The sequence below is a fragment of the Paenibacillus oryzisoli genome, assembly GCF_050467285.1.
In the GTDB taxonomy this organism is placed as follows: domain Bacteria; phylum Bacillota; class Bacilli; order Paenibacillales; family NBRC-103111; genus Paenibacillus_E; species Paenibacillus_E oryzisoli_A.
Genome location: NZ_JBCMUN010000014.1, coordinates 40,746 through 58,017, shown reverse-complemented (window position 1 = coordinate 58,017; position 17,272 = coordinate 40,746). Strand labels below are relative to the sequence as shown.

General features: G+C 49.4%; 17 protein-coding genes. 11 read left to right on the top strand and 6 right to left on the bottom strand.

Annotation, left to right across the window (positions count from 1 at the left end; genetic code table 11):
* Positions 1 to 117: 117 nt before the first annotated feature.
* Positions 118 to 507, top strand: coding sequence for a DUF1499 domain-containing protein (locus ABE504_RS23310; RefSeq protein ID WP_430093306.1), 390 nt, complete (start codon positions 118 to 120; stop codon positions 505 to 507).
* 51 nt (positions 508 to 558) lie between these two features.
* Here the strand turns inward: ABE504_RS23310 and tpx are convergent, their stop codons facing one another.
* A complete protein-coding gene (gene tpx / locus ABE504_RS23305) occupies positions 559 to 1,077 on the bottom strand; it encodes a thiol peroxidase (protein ID WP_430093304.1) in 519 nt (172 codons plus the stop codon).
* Between the two features lie 108 nt (positions 1,078 to 1,185).
* Here tpx and ABE504_RS23300 point away from each other — a divergent pair, with 108 nt between their 5' ends.
* A complete protein-coding gene (locus tag ABE504_RS23300; protein WP_430093302.1) occupies positions 1,186 to 2,070 on the top strand; it encodes a LysR family transcriptional regulator in 885 nt (294 codons plus the stop codon).
* A gap of 53 nt (positions 2,071 to 2,123) precedes the next feature.
* Here ABE504_RS23300 and ABE504_RS23295 read toward each other — a convergent pair whose 3' ends face one another.
* Positions 2,124 to 2,813: a zinc metallopeptidase gene (locus ABE504_RS23295; protein ID WP_430093300.1), complete on the bottom strand. Its 690-nt coding sequence runs from the start codon at positions 2,811 to 2,813 to the stop codon at positions 2,124 to 2,126.
* Positions 2,814 to 2,834: 21 nt separating this feature from the next.
* Positions 2,835 to 3,275 (bottom strand): MerR family transcriptional regulator, encoded by a 441-nt coding sequence (locus ABE504_RS23290; protein WP_126141408.1) that lies wholly within the window; start codon positions 3,273 to 3,275, stop codon positions 2,835 to 2,837.
* Between the two features lie 315 nt (positions 3,276 to 3,590).
* Between ABE504_RS23290 and ABE504_RS23285 the strand changes: the two genes are divergently transcribed.
* Genes ABE504_RS23285 through ABE504_RS23275 form a run of 3 tightly spaced genes read left to right on the top strand, consistent with a single transcriptional unit; the run spans position 3,591 to position 6,871 of the window.
* Entirely contained in the window at positions 3,591 to 4,979 is a 1,389-nt protein-coding gene (locus ABE504_RS23285; RefSeq protein ID WP_430093297.1) for an ammonium transporter, read from the top strand.
* A gap of 37 nt (positions 4,980 to 5,016) precedes the next feature.
* The gene (locus ABE504_RS23280) at positions 5,017 to 6,093 is read left to right on the top strand and encodes a DUF294 nucleotidyltransferase-like domain-containing protein (protein ID WP_430093295.1); all 1,077 of its coding nucleotides are present in this window, start codon (positions 5,017 to 5,019) and stop codon (positions 6,091 to 6,093) included.
* Positions 6,094 to 6,136: 43 nt separating this feature from the next.
* Positions 6,137 to 6,871, top strand: coding sequence for an exonuclease domain-containing protein (locus tag ABE504_RS23275; RefSeq protein WP_430093293.1), 735 nt, complete (start codon positions 6,137 to 6,139; stop codon positions 6,869 to 6,871).
* Here the strand turns inward: ABE504_RS23275 and ABE504_RS23270 are convergent.
* Together ABE504_RS23270 and ABE504_RS23265 are read right to left on the bottom strand one after the other, a co-directional pair.
* Positions 6,865 to 7,293 carry a Mov34/MPN/PAD-1 family protein gene (locus tag ABE504_RS23270; protein WP_430093290.1) on the bottom strand — a complete coding sequence of 143 codons (429 nt, stop codon included), beginning with the start codon at positions 7,291 to 7,293 and terminating at the stop codon, positions 6,865 to 6,867. The genes ABE504_RS23275 and ABE504_RS23270 overlap by 7 nt on opposite strands.
* 38 nt (positions 7,294 to 7,331) lie before the next feature.
* A complete protein-coding gene (locus tag ABE504_RS23265; protein ID WP_430093287.1) occupies positions 7,332 to 8,636 on the bottom strand; it encodes an MFS transporter in 1,305 nt (434 codons plus the stop codon).
* A 132-nt stretch (positions 8,637 to 8,768) separates the two neighbouring features.
* Between ABE504_RS23265 and ABE504_RS23260 the strand changes: the two genes are divergently transcribed.
* Positions 8,769 to 9,362: a TlpA disulfide reductase family protein gene (locus tag ABE504_RS23260; protein ID WP_430093285.1), complete on the top strand. Its 594-nt coding sequence runs from the start codon at positions 8,769 to 8,771 to the stop codon at positions 9,360 to 9,362.
* 48 nt (positions 9,363 to 9,410) lie between these two features.
* On the opposite strand, the gene cimA is transcribed toward ABE504_RS23260, so the two are convergent.
* Entirely contained in the window at positions 9,411 to 11,030 is a 1,620-nt protein-coding gene (gene cimA / locus ABE504_RS23255; RefSeq protein ID WP_430093283.1) for a citramalate synthase, read from the bottom strand.
* A gap of 222 nt (positions 11,031 to 11,252) precedes the next feature.
* Between cimA and ABE504_RS23250 the strand changes: the two genes are divergently transcribed.
* From ABE504_RS23250 to ABE504_RS23230, 5 genes are all read left to right on the top strand, one after another.
* Complete coding sequence (locus ABE504_RS23250; protein ID WP_430093281.1) at positions 11,253 to 12,551, top strand: DNA polymerase IV; 1,299 nt, start codon at positions 11,253 to 11,255, stop codon at positions 12,549 to 12,551.
* A 6-nt stretch (positions 12,552 to 12,557) separates the two neighbouring features.
* Positions 12,558 to 13,061, top strand: a complete 504-nt coding sequence (gene mobB, locus ABE504_RS23245) for a molybdopterin-guanine dinucleotide biosynthesis protein B (RefSeq protein WP_430093278.1) — start codon at positions 12,558 to 12,560, stop codon at positions 13,059 to 13,061.
* Positions 13,062 to 13,126: 65 nt separating this feature from the next.
* The gene (locus ABE504_RS23240; protein ID WP_126141398.1) at positions 13,127 to 13,360 is read left to right on the top strand and encodes a ferredoxin; all 234 of its coding nucleotides are present in this window, start codon (positions 13,127 to 13,129) and stop codon (positions 13,358 to 13,360) included.
* A gap of 167 nt (positions 13,361 to 13,527) precedes the next feature.
* A complete protein-coding gene (locus ABE504_RS23235) occupies positions 13,528 to 15,378 on the top strand; it encodes a CHASE2 domain-containing protein (RefSeq protein ID WP_430093274.1) in 1,851 nt (616 codons plus the stop codon).
* A gap of 22 nt (positions 15,379 to 15,400) precedes the next feature.
* A complete protein-coding gene (locus ABE504_RS23230; protein ID WP_430093271.1) occupies positions 15,401 to 17,260 on the top strand; it encodes a FecR domain-containing protein in 1,860 nt (619 codons plus the stop codon).
* Positions 17,261 to 17,272 lie beyond the last annotated feature (12 nt).

The window sequence follows — 17,272 nt, the reverse complement described above, 5'->3', positions numbered from 1 at the left end:
GGAGAAACCTCCGATTTTTATTTTCCCCTTTTTCTCAGCCGTAATCAGTGGTAATATAGAAGTTAGTGTTAATATGGCAAGCCGTGGCATGCACTTCAATGAAGGGGGAAAGGGCTTTTGCTAAAGAGAACTTTAATCGGATTAGTACGTAGTCATGAAACGACTGGAGAAAAAGCCAGAGATCCTTTGCTTAAAACGAGATATTACAAGCTGTCTAAGGACCAAGTGTGGGAAGAAATAACGGCCGTACTGAAGAAAACACCGGGGTACAAGCTGCTTCATGAAGTACCGAACGTTGGAGAAATTATTGCTGAACGCAGGACGATGACAGGAAGGACACAGGATGTTACCTTAACGGTAATCGCTATCAATCCGGTGAAAACAGCGGTTGACATATATTCGGCTTCCCGCGGCTCGTTGGGAGACCTTGGGTCGAATTACCGAACCATTCTTGATATTTATAAACAATTGGATCGCAAGCTCGCCGCTCATAAAGTGGCTGAATAACAAAAACAGCAGGGAAGCATGGCCTCCTTGCTGTTTTATTTGTGCCCAGCCTTATACCAGAGCTTTAACGGCTTCAACCGCAGCTTCATAATTCGGGTGGTTGGTCATTTCTGCCAAGTATTCAACGTATTGAACGGTATCGTTCGCATCGATGACGAAGATGGAGCGCATGTCCAGTTGAATTTCTTTGATCAGTACGCCGTAAGCTTCGCCGAACGACTTGGTTTTGTAATCGGACAATGTAATGACTTTGTCGATGCCTGCAGCTCCGCACCAGCGGGATTGTGCAAACGGAAGATCAACGCTGATTGTAAGAACAACCACGTTCTCGCCCAGTTTAGCTGCTTCTTCGTTGAAGCGGCGAGTTTGCGCGTCGCAAACGCCTGTGTCCAAAGAAGGAACGACACTGATCAGCTTCACTTTGCCTGCATAATCGGCGAGGGAAACTTGATTCATCAAGTCTTTGTTTACTTTGAAGTCAGGAGCTTTGTCTCCTACTTTAATTTCGGGTCCAACTAATGTAATTGGATTGCCTTTCAGGGTAGCAACGCCAGTACGCTCTTGTGCCATTTGCATATTTCCTCCTTATTTATCCAAGCTAATAACAACTTTCTTATTATAATCTTTTTAAGTGGACGTTGTCCAATCAGGGTGAACACCAGTCAGGGGATTCGGAACGTGGAGTTAAGACAATTGCAGTACTTTGTGAAAGTAGCTAGAAAACAGCATGTTACGCAAGCGGCGGAAGAGCTGCACGTCGCGCAATCTGCGGTCTCCCGGCAAATTCGTTTGTTGGAGGAGGAGCTTGGCGTCGATTTGTTTGTGCAAAAGGGGAGGAATGTCCATCTGACTTCTGTTGGGCATTTGTTTCTAAGCAGGGTGGAAGGCATTCTGACCGACCTGGAGCGCGCAATCGGCGAGATCCATGAATTTCTAGATCCGGAAGCGGGAGAAATTCGAATTGGCTTTCCACACAGCCTTGTGATTCATTTGCTGCCGGCGGTTGTGGCTGCCTTTAAAAAAAATCATCCCAACGTCAAATTTCGGCTGCGGCAAGGGACGTATACCTCGTTGATTCGCGATGTTTCCAGGGGAGAGATCGATTTGGCGTTTATTTCGCCATTTCCGGAGACCCATGAGCATGTGACAGGGGAAATTCTGCTGACGGAAGAATTGTATGCGATTATCCCGCAAAATCATATTTTGGCGGAGTACACCTCGATTCGTCTGGAGCAGCTGAAAAATGAATCTTTCGTCATGTTCAGCGAAGAATACACATTGCGGACGATTGTGATGGAGGCTTGTCTTAAGGCGGGGTTCGTGCCAAAGATTGAATTTGAAGGCGAAGAGACGGATACGATTCGCGGTCTGGTTGCCGCGGGCATGGGGGTCAGCCTGCTGCCCTCGATGGCGCTTGTTGAAAGCGGAGAGATGCAGCCGGTGAAAATCCGGGTAACCGACCCGCAAGTAACGCGAACGGTAGGTCTGATCTGCCGGAAGGATGAAAAACTCCCGCTTGTAGCGGAAGTGTTCCGCCGCTTTCTATACGATTATTTTCAATAAAAAAGCTCTCCCTGCGAGTGCCTTACGGCCTCTGACAGCGGAGAGCTTTTCTGTTATTCGTCATTGTTCCGGCCTGTGAAGATCATGATGTACTTGAGAAGTTCCAAGACGGAAATGAGCGCCGCGGCAACGTAAGTTAACGCTGCGGCATTGAGTACTTTGGCGACGCCGCGCTCTTCTTCATTGGTGATGAAGCCTTCGGCGATCATCATATCGCGGGCTCTTGAGCTTGCATTGAACTCAACGGGCAGTGTGATCAGTTGGAAAGCAACCGCGCAAGAGAAGAACAGGATGCCGAGTCCAAGCAGCCAAGGCAGCTGTTGGAAGAAGAAGCCGGCCAGAATCAGGATTGGCGCGATACCGGAAGCGAAGTTCACAACCGGGAACATCTTGTGGCGTGCTACGAGCATCGGGTAATGCACTTCGTGCTGAACGGCGTGCCCGACTTCGTGACAAGCAACAGCGACGGCCGAGATCGAGTTTTGATAATACACGGGTTCGGATAAACGCACGACTCTGGACATCGGGTCGTAGTGGTCGGTCAGCGCGCCAGGGACGGCTTCGACCGGAACATTATAGAGACCGTTAGCATCCAGCATGCGGCGTGCAGCCTGTGCGCCCGTCATTCCAGAGTAAACGGGAACTTCAGACCATTTGTTAAACGTTCCCCGCACTCGGAATGATGCCCATAAAGAAAGGGCGAATGCGATGATAATGAGAAAATCCATCGGGTGAAAGAACATGTGACCTGCCTCCGTCATTCATTATGAGAACGGATTTTTACCAAGAAGAACAATCAGTGCTTCGATGCAGGCGGCTGTCGGCTGGGTCAGGATACGAGCGAATTTCTTCACCTGATTCGGCTTCAGTTGTTGGATGAGCGGGCTTAATTCTTTGGCTTCTTTCATCAACTGGTCCAGATGAAGCTGGAGAGATGTTAGTTTATCTCTCACGGTATCGTCCGCAGACACCTTGTTCCATTGCTGCAAATTCATTTTGATTTCTTCTAAGGTATATTTCTCGTTCTTCATTGATTCAATACGTTTAAGACGATTCAAAGTTTCAACGCTATAGAGACGATAGTTCGTATCCGATCTGGTCTCAGGTTCAATCAAGCTCATCTTTGTGTAGTAATCAATGGTGCGAGGGCTGACACCAGCAAGCTTCGCGAGTTCTCCTATTTTATATAGCTTCTCATTCTTCATGCGTAAGAATCACCTCTGCTCCAGCGGATAATGATGAATAGCTTTGCTTCTATATATACACATGATAACTGATTCTAAACCATACAGTCAAACGTGATGCTTTTCAAACCTGACATGGGAATATGGCAAGATTGGGGCGTAATTGGAGGTCTGTATGTGGCCAAAACCGAATTATGCCTGTTTCATGTCAGGTTATTTTTCGTTTTTTTCATTTTATTAACGAAAATCCTATTGTCAAACCCATATAACCTGTATATAATGACATTAAGAGTTTCATTATATGTTATTTAATCTAACATTAAAGGAAGTGGTCGAATGGTTAAGAAGTTTTTGTTAGCTTTTGGTTTGATGTCTTTATTGTTCCCTACGCTTGCATTTGCTGCAGATGATGCGACAGCACCGCAGCTGCAAAGCGCGATCGACGCCGTATGGGTTATGCTGGCAGCGATCCTGGTTATTTTCATGCAAGCCGGTTTCGCGCTTTTGGAAGCAGGGTCAACGAGAATGAAGAACGCCGGTCACGTTGCCGGTAAAACCATTTTGACTTTCGGTATTTGTGCAATTGCTTTCTGGGCGGTAGGATTCGGATTTGCTTTCGGTGACGGCAACGCCTTCTTCGGAGAAACAGGATTCTTCGTTACCGGCTTGGAAGATCAAGCGGCAGCAGCATTCGGCTCCCTCTCCGGTTCGGATGTGCCAATCGGGATTAAATTCTTGTTCCAATTAGCGTTTGCCGGTGTATCCCTGGCGATTGCTTGGGGCGGTTTTGCAGAAAGAGCGAAGCTTCCGGTGTACTTCATCTTCGGTATTCTATTCACTGTCGTGATCTACCCGATCGTTGCTCACTGGGTATGGGGCGGCGGATGGCTTAGCAAATTGGGCATGCAGGACTTTGCAGGTTCGACTGTCGTTCACTTGCAAGGCGCAACTGCAGCGCTCGTAGCGACGATCTTGCTTAAACCGCGTATCGGTAAATATAATAAAGATAAAACGCCTAACCTGATTCCGGGTCATAACCAAGTTTTGTCCGTACTCGGCGTTATCATCCTCTGGATCGGCTGGTTCGGTTTCAACCCAGGCAGTACACTCAGTGCAATGAATGATGGTTTCTTCGGTTACATTGCTTTGACGACGAATATGGCGGCAGCGGCCGGCGGCGTTGCGGCACTTGTGATCTCCTGGATGTACTTTGGCAAAGCGGATATTCCTAGCATGCTGAACGGTGTGCTTGCAGCGCTTGTTGCGATTACAGCTTCCTGTGCGTTCGTAGACACTTGGGCAGCCATCGTGATTGGCGCAGTGGCAGGTATCGTAACCTTCTTCACAGCGCAATGGTTTGAAAAAGCAGGCGTTGACGATCCGATCTACGCGTTCTCTGTACACGGTATCGCGGGTATCTGGGGAACCCTGTCCACAGGTTTCTTCGCAACACCTGAACTTTCCGCAAAAGTAGGCGTAGGTGGCGCTGGCTTGTTCTACGGCGGCGGTTTGCACCAACTTGGCATTCAAGCGCTAGGCGTATTCGGCGCACTTGCATTCGTACTCATTCTTTCCTTCATCATTTTGGGCATCATGAAAGCGACTGTAGGTCTTCGCGTTACGGAAGAAGAAGAGATTATCGGTCTGGATCTTTCCGAGCACGGTTCCTACGGCTATCCTGAGCAAATGAAAAAAGCGGCTCAAAACGGCAGTGTAACGTTATAATGATCCTACATTTTTACTAGAGCAAAGGAGATGCAACATGACTCATCTCTCATTGGAACCGATCCTGGCACGAATTCATCAAGCGGAAGCATTCGATGAGATGAGGTGCGCCAGAGATCAAGTACAAGAGATGTTTCGTGAGCATCTCCTTTTGTCTTATACAGCTGAACTGGGCGAACGGATTAATCTTGTGCACGACGCTTTTATCATGCGCACAGCGGAGCTTGCGGAAAGCATGCTGGAAGCGGAGGGGCTGGGGAAGCCGCCCGTCGAATACGCCTTTTTCTTGTTGGGCAGCGGCGGACGCAGTGAGCAGACGCTTTGGAGCGATCAGGATAACGGGCTGATCTATGCTGACAGCGAGATGCATCCGCAGGAGGCGATTGAGGACTATTTTAGCCGGCTGGTCACCTTGATTCTGCACGGTTTGAATGTTCTGGGCTATCCGCCATGCGAAGGGAATGTGGTGTCAAGCAACCCGCAATGGCGTAAATCGGAAGCGGGCTATCGCGCGATGACGCTGGAATGGTTGGCGGATCCGAATTGGGAAAATATGAGATATTTGCTGATTTTGGCTGATATTCGCTGTATTTACGGTGCGCCGCGGCTTGTTCATCGTTTGAAGTCTATGATGCTTACGTATATTGCCGAACATCCTGCGATTCTGGGCAATTTGTTGTCCAATACGCTGCGTCACAAAATTTCGCTCGGCATTTTCGGGCAGTTGATTACAGAGCGATATGGAGAGGATGCAGGCGGGTTTGATATTAAATACGGCGCGTATATTCCAATTGTGAATGGAATCCGGCTGCTAGCCATGCAAGCTGGGATTGCGGAGTCGTCCACGATGATGCGTATTCGGTTGCTGCGAGAGCAGGGGGTTGTCGCGGAACCGCTGACGAGAGAGTGGGAGACGGCGTTCGGAACGGCGATACAGCTGCGGAATGCAACGCCTTTTCAACTGGAAGAAGAGAAGTATACGACGAGGGGAAGATTGACTGCGGAGCAGCTTACGAAAGAAACACGGCAGATGTTGAAACAATGCTTGCGCACAGGCGTGGAATTACAAAAATACGTAACAAAATCCATCGAATCCTATAGAGAAAAAGGTTAGGTTGATGACGGATCGGTATGTGATGTGGGGAGAGGTGACTCGCATGAAAGATATGCGTCCTGCAGGACGTATGTGGCATCTGTATAAAATGGGGGGACTAACCCCTGCGCTGACTTCTATGTTCGATGTGCAAAGCGCGCAGCAGATGGCTTTTATACGCTCAATGCTGAGGGAACAGAGAAAGGATTCGCTGTTTGAGATACCGCTTCATTCCATGGAGCTTGTTGTCTTCGATCTGGAGACGACCGGCTTCTCGCCGTATAACGGTGATGAGATTATTTCGTTCGGTGCGGTGTCGGTCATTGGCGGGGAAGTGCAGACGCAAGATACGTTCTACCGGATGGTCAATCCGAAACGGAAAATTCCTGATGATATCGTCGAACTGACGGGCATTACGAATGAAATGGCAAGCGAAGCGCCTGAATTGATCGGCGCGTTGAGCGATTTTCTGGAATTTGTGCAGCAGCGGATTCTGGTGGCTCACGCCACGGGTCATGATAAAAGCTTTCTCAACTCCGCGCTGTGGCGCACGTCCAAAGTCAGCTTGTCTCATCGGGTGCTGGATATTATGATGATTGCCAAATGGCTCATGCCGAAGCGTAAAAATTTGAGCCTGGATTCCCTGCTTCATGCCTACGACATTCCTGTGACCGTGCGCCATCATGCACTCGAAGACGCGCTGATGACGGCGCAGCTGTGGTCGCGTTTTATGGAAGAAATTAAATCTCGCAACGTAGATACGCTTGGCGATCTCTACGCCCTCTTAAGCCATCATTGACCGAGAGCAAACGAAAGTTTGCGGTATTCGGTTGAGGCGGCTTTTTTTATTTGGTAAATTTGCAGTTCGGGTGCTATCTTGTGTTGGAGCGATAGAATCCAGTGGGTGGGAATGGTGTGCCAAAGTGTCTGCAAATCCTGACAGGACGGGATTGGCGGTGCAGATGGATGTGAATGGAACAAGCCGATTAAAGGGGTAGGGCCGGGCTTGAGAAAAGGAAGTATGTCCATCGGATCAATGGCGAACTCGCGAGTTGGCTGCTCGGCCATGTTCGGCAAGGGGAAGAACGTCGTAGCATACAGGACGTCTGCATCGTGCTCTGCCGGACGGCCGAAAATGACGCCGCAAGCTTCCTCGGGAAATGTTTCCCGGCTATAGGCAACGAGATGATCGTACAGGTCTTCCTTCAACTGAATAAGCATGACCCTGCCCCCATTCCATGCGAGATAGTTCTATTGTATCATGCTTCTTGCTTCAATTGTGCAGGAGGTTTGATGAAAAAGAAGACGAGTGTCAACATCAGCGCGGCTAGGCAGACGACCGTGATAAATAGCGTCGCATGAGACTTGTTCATGAGCCATCCGAACAGCGGGGGGCCGAAGGCAACGCCGATAAAGCGCAGGCTGTTGTACAAGGAAGTGATCATGCCGCGCTGATCGCGCTGTACGGAGCCGGTGATGAGCGTGTTCAAGCAGGGAAGCAAAAGGCCTGTGCCGATGCCGCTGAGCGACAGCAAGCTGATGAGCAGCGCGAGCTTCCCGTTCGCAAAAATCGCACAAGTAAGCGAGACGATCATCAGCCCGAGGCCGACATTCATCAGAATACGCATCAGCGTCCCGTTTTGTTTGATTTTCGCTCCGGTTGTATAAGAGGTAATGACGAGACATAGCAGAGGGATTGCGAGCAGCAGTCCTTTTTTTATGCCATCGATGTTGTAAGGCTTCTCTTCTAAAATTTGCGAAAGATAGAAGAGGACGCCGAAGAGGATGAAGAGGGTGACGGCGCCGGCAAAGAAAGCGGGAAGCAGCCAATGTCCCTTTTGCCCCAGAATGGACTTGATTTCTTTCAGATATTGTTTGAGCGGCTCGGCTTCCTTCTCTTTGGCGGGTTCTTTGATCATGAAAATAACGGCTAGAAGCGCGAGCAGACAGAAGATCGGAAAGGCGAAAAAAGGCGCGAACCAGGTGAGCATTGCGAGCAGCGAGCCGAGAATAGGGGAGACGACTTTCCCGATGCCGTTGGAAGCTTCGATGAGACCGAGCGCTTTGCTCGCTTCGCCGCCTTTGTAAATGTCGCCGACGAGCGCCATGGCAATGGGGGCTGTTCCGGCTGCACCCAAGCCTTGCAGGGCACGAGCGGTGATGAGAATCCCATATGAGCTCCACACCGCACCGAGACCCGCGAGAACACCGGCTGCGCCGTAAACGATCAGCGAAGGAATGATGACCGCTTTGCGCGTGAAACGATCGGATAAGTAGCCGGAAACGGGAATGATGATGCCTGCTGACAGCGAAAACAAGGTAATGACTAGGGAGCTCTGAAAGCGGGAAATGTGCATGTGGTCTTGCATATCCGGCAGTATGGGCACGAGCATGGAATTGCCCAGCACAAGCACCAATGGGATGGTAGCCAAGGCAAGATACTGCCACAGGCTTCCTTTTTTCCCGGAGGAGGCTTGTTTGTCGCTTGAGTTGGTATCTTGCGCATAGCTTTTCTTTTTTTCTGCTGCGCCAAATCCTTTTCGCTTTAGAGTGGCTTGTTTCATGGAGATGTTCATCCTTTCCTGCATAAATGCGCAGATTTACTTTACCCAAATTAGGTGAAAGCATACGCGTGGAAAGGCAGGGCTGAACATCCGGGTTGGAAATTTCACCGATTTGGAGATAATATAGAAGAAATGGCTGGTCGTTCGCCTGACGGCGAACTGCTCGCCCATGCATCCTGGGAGGCGGAACGCTTGAAAAAGAAAATCATAAGTATAGCCATACTGGTTATTGTCATAGGTTTGATTGGTTATCGAGTCGTGCAGCATATGAATCAGAAGACGCTTACGGCGGAGGAAGCGGCGAAGGTGAATGAACTGGCGCCGTCGTTTACGTTGCAATCGCTGGATGGACAATCGTTTGCTGTCGGCGGGGAGCGGGATAAGCCGCTTTTCTTGAATTTCTGGGCTTCCTGGTGCGGGCCGTGTGAAGAAGAAGCGCCGGACTTGGTGAATGTCTACAAGAAGTATCAAGGAAAGTTTGACTTGTATGCGGTGAATGTCACACCGGGCGATAAAATGGACAACATTAAAAAGTTCGTCGACACGTACCAATACCCATTCCCGGTGCTGCTCGATAAGGAAGGGAAAAATGCCGACGCTTACTCGGTGATTGCAATTCCGACGAGTTTTCTCATTGATCGGCATGGTGTCATCCGCGAGGTGATTCATGTCCTGTCCGCGAAGGAGCTGGATAAGAAACTGGCGAAGCTGATTGCCGAGTCATAAAAAAAGCTGCAAGCGGCCCTGGTTAAGGGCTCTTGCAGCTTTTTGGCGTTAATGATTAACCACGCCGAGTTGTTCGAGTTGATCTTTGTCTTCGCGTTCGATGCGCGTACGCCCGAGCAAAGCGTAACGCAAGCTGTCCACGAGCGCGTACCAGCTCGCTTCGATGATGTTGCTGGAAACGCCGAGCGTATTCCAAGTGGAGTTGAAGTCGGTTGTCTCCATGAGCACCCGCACTTTGCCGGCTGTGGCGTCTTTCTCGTCGAGGACGCGCACTTTGTAGTCGGACAGATGGATGTTCTTGATGTCCGGGTAGTATTGAATGAGCGCTTTGCGAAGCGCATTGTCTAGTGCATTGACCGGACCGTTGCCTTCCGCGGCAGTGTAGATCGTCTCGCCATGCACTTTGACTTTCACGATGGCTTCGGAAACGACCGCATGATTGGCTGTTTTTTCAACAAGCATTTTGAAAGATTCGAGCGTGAAAATTTCCTCCAGGCCTTCGAATGCTTCGCGCAGGATCAGCTCGAGCGTTGCGTCCGCACCTTCGAATTGGTAGCCCTGGTGCTCCATTTCCTTGATTTTCTCGATGATTTCTTTCGTTTTTTGAGGATCGCGATCGAAATCAAGGTTGAGTTCTTGGGCTTTGACTAATACGTTGCTTTGGCCTGCCAATTCGGAAACCAGAACGCGCTGTTTGTTCCCGACCAGCTCAGGCTTAATATGCTCGTAAGTGCTCGCATCCTTCAGGATTGCGGACACGTGGATGCCGCCCTTGTGTGCGAAAGCTGCATTGCCGACAAACGGTTGGTTGATCGGCATGTGCATGTTCGCGATCTCGCTGATGTAGCGAGATACCGAGGTTAGTGATTTCAATTGATCGTCGGTAAGGACGGAGTACCCCAGCTTGAGCTGCAAGCTCGGAATAACGGAGCTCAGGTTGGCATTGCCGCAGCGCTCGCCGTAGCCGTTGATGGTACCTTGCACTTGACCTGCTCCGGCTTGTACGGCCGCCAGGCTGTTAGCTACTGCAAGTTCGCAATCGTTGTGCGCGTGAATGCCGACTGGCGTGGAGACGTGCGCTTTCACGGTCCCGACGATTTGAGCGATCTCGCCTGGCAGCGACCCGCCGTTCGTATCGCACAGTACGATCCAGTCCGCACCGGCGTCTTGCGCTTTGGAAATCGTTTGCAGCGCATATTCCGCGTTATTTTTGTATCCGTCAAAGAAATGCTCGGCATCATAAATGACCTCGAGCCCTTTGCTTTTCAAAAATTGAACGGAGTCGTAAATCATATTCAGGTTTTCTTCGAGTGTCGTCTGAATCGCAGTTGTCACGTGAAAATCCCACGATTTCCCGAAAATCGTCGCCACCTGAACGCCGGAATCAACCAAGCGGTTCAGGTTAATATCTTCGGAAGCTTTCGAATCTTTGCGACGCGTGCTTCCGAACGCTGTGATTTTGGCATTCTTGAATGTCATCGTGCGCGTACGTTCAAAAAATTCAATATCTTTGCTGTTGCTGCCCGGCCATCCGCCTTCAATATAATGAACCCCGAGCTCATCGAGCTTGCGGGCAATTTTGATTTTATCTTCAACAGACAAGCTAATGCCTTCTCCTTGCGTTCCGTCTCGTAAGGTGGTGTCGAAGATTTTGACTGATGTTGGCATAGGTGGTTCCTCCTTCAAAAGCTGGGAAAGTGCGTGGGTAAATCACACAAAAATCTGAAAGTTGCGATTTCCGCTAATGTATAATTTACGATTATATCATAAATGTGGCAGGAAGGACATCGCTAAGGCCAAATTAGGTTTGCTTGCCCTGGGCTTTTTCGGTATGCTGATCTTGTCTACATTCGGTCGGAAGGAGTTCTCGGTGAGAGGAGGCAGGCGAACATGACCGCTCATTCCCATTATCCCAAACAAGGACGCGTGATCTTACATATAGATATGAATGCGTTTTATTGTTCAGTACATGAGGCGGTAGAGCCTGAATTATATAAAGGAAAGCCGATTGCCGTCGCGGGCAGCGTGGAACTGCGCAGAGGCATTATTGTAACCTCGTCGTATGCGGCACGGAATCTTGGCATCAAGACCGGCATGCAGGTGCGGCAGGCTTTGAAACTATGTCCGGATCTGATCTTGATCCGACCTGATTTTGACTTGTACCGCGAGTTTTCCAGGCGGTTCATGCAGATCGCGTACAGCTATTCGCCGCTGGTAGAATCGATGTCCATCGACGAATGCTTCGTGGATATTACGGGGTCCAAGCAATTCGGTACACCGCTTGAGATTGCGAGCCAAATTCAGGAGCGGATTGCAATGGAGCTGCGTCTGCCTTGCTCGATCGGCGTCGCGCCGAATAAGCTCCTGGCCAAGATGGGTTCGGATATGAAAAAGCCGAATGGTATCTCTGTGATCCGGCTTCGCGATGTGCCGACGGTATTCTGGGATAAGCCGTGCCAATATCTATACGGTATCGGCCGTAAAACTGCGGACAAGCTGACCCGTTTGGGCATCCTGACTTTAGGGCAGCTCGCCAAGGCGGACGATGCGCTGTTATTAAAGCATTTTGGCATCATCGGCGCGCATTTGAAGCTGTCGGCGAACGGGATCGACCACTCGCTGGTCAATCCCGAGCATGAGCAGAGCAAATCGATCGGGCATACGACGACGCTGCCACGAGATTATACGGACCGGACGGAGGTTCATCGCGTGCTGCTCAATTTGGCGGATCAAGTGGCAAGACGATTGCGGCGTCAGGAGCTAATGACACAGACCGTCGTCGTCACGATCCGTGATCCGGAGATGCGGACGATTACGCGCTCACTCACGCTGCAGTCACCTACGGAGCATTTGGACGATATCTATCGAACGGCTTGCCAACTCTATGATCATCATTGGGAGGAAGGCAATCCCGTCCGGCTGCTGGGTGTGACGCTGCAAAGCTTGAGCGCCCGGGAAGAAACCTATGTGCAATTGGATTTGTTTGATTACGAGAAGCAGCCGAAGAAGGAGAATTTGAATCGGATTATGGATGGGCTGCGCGATAAGTTCGGCGAGAATGCGATTCTGACGGCAGGGATGCTGAGCAATGACCCGTCGGCGATGATCCGCAACCACAAGGCGCGCGGCACTTCGCTGCAGATGGATCATTTGCGGAACAATCCGCTGCATAAGGATGAGGAGAAGTGATAAGAGATGGCAAATTACGTGGGCTTTGCCGGATTCTCAAACAGCGGCAAGACGACATTGATTGCGAAGCTTGTTGTTGAACTGTCGCGGCGCGGCCGGAGTGTGGTTGTGATGAAACATGATGCACATGGACATTATAAAGAAGCCGAGGGCAAGGATTCAACCGGCTTCATGAAGGCCGGAGCTTCGGCAGTCGTCACGATTTCCCCTGATGCTGTCCGTACGTATGAGCGGAAAGAAGAACCGAGTCTAGCTGAGCAGATCGAGGTGCATGCGGACGCCGATATCATTCTTATTGAAGGATTTAAGCGAGACAAGCATCCAAAGATCGCCGTTTTTCGTACGATAGAACAAGGGCGTATTCTTGATGTGCTGGACTCGGAACCAATTGCCGTTGTACTGGATGCGTCGCTAGGGGAGGGAGATTTTAAGGGCCCTGTGATGAATATAAACGATGTTCACGGAATCGCCGATTTTATTGAAATGTACGTAGGGCTAACAAATTTTTAGGTTTGAACTTTGTCCGCATTTATATTATATTTTACATTGAGGATAATTTGAGGAGGAGTAGAAACATGGCAAAGTATACATTCGTTGATAAAGATACTTGCATCGCTTGCGGCGCGTGCGGGGCTACAGCTCCAGACATCTATGATTACGACGATGAAGGTTTGGCTGAAGTTATTTTTGATGGTGACGGCAACAAAGGGGTAACTGAGATTCCTGAAGATCTGTACGATGATCTGCAAGATGCACAAGACGGCTGCCCTACGGATTCTATTAAAGTTGCTGATTCCCCTTTTAACTAAATCATCCTGCTGCGTTATGTGATCTGCCACATGATGTCGAAAGAGCTCGCAACCTATTTGAGGAGGCGGGTTCTTTTTTTGCAAAAAAAACGTGAAATTTGTAACATTTTATTGCCATTTCAAGGCTCCCATCTTACAATAAAACTAGTAAACACTGGGAGGGCCTTATGGGTAAAAAGAAATGGTTGAAAACCGTGGCGGTAGGACTTCTGATTGCAGTTCTATCGACATATTTCTACACGGCGACTGTGAGCGGATTGTTTTATTTTGTGGAGGGCCCACTTCAGGATTCGCTTCGGAAAGCCAAATCTGTAGATGAACGGCAGCCGGACGATCGCATCAAAATTGTGAAAATTGATGAGAAATCGCTTGCGGCCATCGGTAAGTTTCCATGGGACCGCAAAGTCTATGCGCAGTTAATAGAGAAGCTTGAGCAATCAGGCGCAGCAGCCATCGGCATCGACGTTGTGCTGGCTGAACCCTCAAAAGACCCCGCAGATGACAAAGCGCTGGCGGATGTGTTAGCGAAATATGCCAATGTTATTTTGCCTATCCAGATTAATTACCCTTCCAAGCAGCAGCAAGCAGGCGAGTTGATTCCTGAGCGGATCGACTACCCCGCATCCACACTAACAACTAACAAAGGACAAATGGCCCATATTAACGTATTTGTGGATAAGGACGGCAAAGCCCGCAAATTACCGGTTGGGCTGCCGGACGAGAAAGGGCAATACATACCTGCTTTTAGTGTAGCTTTGGCGAATATGGTTTTGGGGAAAGACGAGAAAGTAAGCCGCGATGAGGCTACCGGCAAATGGCTGCGCGGCAGCGAAACGATTCCGACGAATGATAGAAATCAAGCTACAACGGAATTTTTCACGACGCCAAGACAAGAAGTGGACGCTTCAACTGGCTATGAGCTGTTATCGGTGATCGATGTTCTCAATAGTGCGAAGCCGCTTCCGCTCGAAGGCAGCATCGTCCTGGTCGGACCTTTCGTAACGGCGATGCAGGACGAGTATCCGACGCCAATCTCCTCTGTGAAAATGTTCGGAATCGAGATTCACGCCAACATGATCCAAACGCTGCTGGAAAGCAAGTTCTACAATGACATGTCCAAACCGGCAGGCGCCGCTGTCATCCTTGTGATGGCGCTTCTGGCCATCTACTTGTTTGAGCGGTACAAAGGAAAAGCGGCTCTCTTTATTTTTATCGGTTTATTCGTAGTCTATGGCATTATCTGGCTGATCTTATATACAGTCGGTTCTACATTCGCACCGCTCGTCTATCCGCAGTTCGCGCTTGTCGCGATCTATGTCTGGTCGATTGTGAGCCATTACTTGGATGAGAGGAAGGAGCGCAACCGGGTCACCGGCATTTTCGGCCGCTTCGTTTCAAAATCCGTTGTAGATGAACTGCTTCAATCGGGCGAGGATGTGAAGCTCGGGGGGAGCCGGAAGGACATTACGCTGATTTTCGTTGATATTCGGGGCTTTACGCCGATGTCGGAGCGGCTTGAGCCTGAGCAAGTCATTCAGGTGCTTAATGAATACTTGGATGTCTGTACGAAGGCGATTTTTAAATTCAACGGGACGTTGGACAAGTTTATCGGCGATGGTGTCATGGCTATGTTCGGCGCGCCGATCGAATTCGACAACCACCCGGAAATGGCGGTTCGCGCAGCGATTGAAATGAAGTCGCAGGCGAACATCTTGGAGCAAAAGCTGATTGATACCTACGGCATCGGCGTAAAGTTCGGCCTCGGCATTAACAGCGGTCCGGCTGTCGTCGGCAACATCGGATCGGAAGGCTTAAGGCTGGATTATACGGCGATCGGCGATACGGTGAACCTCTCTGCGAGACTGGAGTCCAACGCAAAGCCGGGGCAAATTCTGATCAGTGAACAGACGTATGAACGTGTGAAAGATAAGTTCAATATCGTGTCCATCGGTGAAATCAAGGTCAAAGGGAAAGAGAAGCCGGTGGCCGTTTATGAAGTGTTAGGTCATCTATCATAAAGAGATTAAAGGAGGCAGGAACGTGAGAGTAACCAGAAAGTCTTTGCTATCATTCTTTTTGAGCTTAAGCTTGATGCTCAGTGTATTTTCCTTTGTGCTCGCGAAGCCCGCAGACGCCAAAACGGTTCGCGTCGCCATTATTGCATCGCTTTCCGGCGATGTGACGGTCAAGAAGGGCGGCGGCTCCAAAACGTACGACGCTTACGAAAGCATGAGCTTGAATCAAGGGGACACCATCTACACCGGTGACGATTCCTCGGTAACGCTCAATTTAAGTAATGGCGATGCCGATGTTACATTAGGTGACAATGCGGAACTGAACGTATCCGACTTGAATACGGCTGACGGTAATAAAAAGTCCAAGTTGAAAGTTTGGGCAGGCTCGTTATGGGTAAAGGTCAAATCGCTGGCCGGCTCCGACGACGAGTTCGAGGTGGAAACGCCGACCGCGGTCATGGGGGTTCGCGGTACACAGTTTTACGTATCGGTTGATCCGGTTACCGGTAATATTAAAATGGCTGTAGGCGCGGGGAAAGTGTCAGCGACGACAGTGAGAACCAATGATGCAAACGATCAGCAAGAGAGCGTTGCCTATTTGTATCCGACACAGCAGATCACGTTGGATTCCAGAGATGAGGCCGACGATCTGGATGCAAAAGTCGAATTCCTTGATTTGGAGGATTTCATTAAACAAGCGTCCCCTTCGGTACTTGAGGAGTTCATTAAAAACAAAGCGGAGATCGATAAGGAAAACGATGAATTTATCGCTCAAAAGCAAAAAGAGTTGAACGAAGGCAAGTCCACAAGCGACAATACATCGCTTAGCGTGAAGTCACAGGCAGATCTGGATAAAGTGAAGAAAAATCTCGACAATCTTGTCGGGAACGTTGCGAAAGAAGCGCTGAAAGAGCAAAAAATTACGAAAGACTCTTTGAATAAAATCATCGAGGAAACGAATAAGAAGATTACTGACGCATCGAAGAAAATCGATTTGGATAAAGTGCAGCCGCTCGATAAAACGGCAGGGGTAGATCCTGAGCTGGAGAAGAAGAAGCAGGAAAGATTGAAAGCGCTGGAAGAGAAAAAGCTGCAGAAGAAAATAGAAGCTGAGAAAAAGCTGGAAGATGCGAAGCAGAAGCTGGCTGACCAGTTGAAAGCGCTGGAAGAGCAGAAGAAAAAGCAAGAAGAGGCTCAGAAGGCAGCGGAGGCCAAGGCAAAAGCAGAGGCGGAAGCGAAGCTGAAAGCTTCGATGACGGAGAAAGAGAAGAAAGATTATGATAATGCGAAGGATGGGACAACGTCGCCGCCTGCGTCAGTATCAAACCCAGGGCCGACGAGTCCAAGCGATAGTGGAGGTTCAGGATCCCAGAATCCAGATTCAGAGACTCAGCCGAGCGTTAAGCTGACAACTACATTGCTATCAGATCGAACGGGTGAAGGTGGTCTTCATACCTATTTCGATCTAGGCATTGACCTGAGTGATTTTACAGGATCTAATGATATTTTTGGGGTAGAAGTTCATTTGCAATACGATGGCGGCATTTGGCTGAATCGTGATGAACCCCAAAGACTTGGCAATATTTTTGTCGCTGAATCTAGTGCAGACTATTTGAAACCTTATGAATATGAAGAAGGTTATTACAATACGCAAGAGTTAGTGTATGCGGTCACGAATTTAGCAAATGGTCAAAATATCGGTTTCACGGGCAGCAAACATCTCGTCACGATTCCCATGGGAGGCTGGGGCGGCAATCAAATTAAAGTAAGTAAACTGGTTATCGTAAGAAAAAATGGAACGAATGTTCAAAATATTGAAATCCCCGTAACGAGTATATCACCGGTTGTAAGCCCGACGGATGTATTCCAGAATCAGGGCGTCTAATTCGCGATTTTA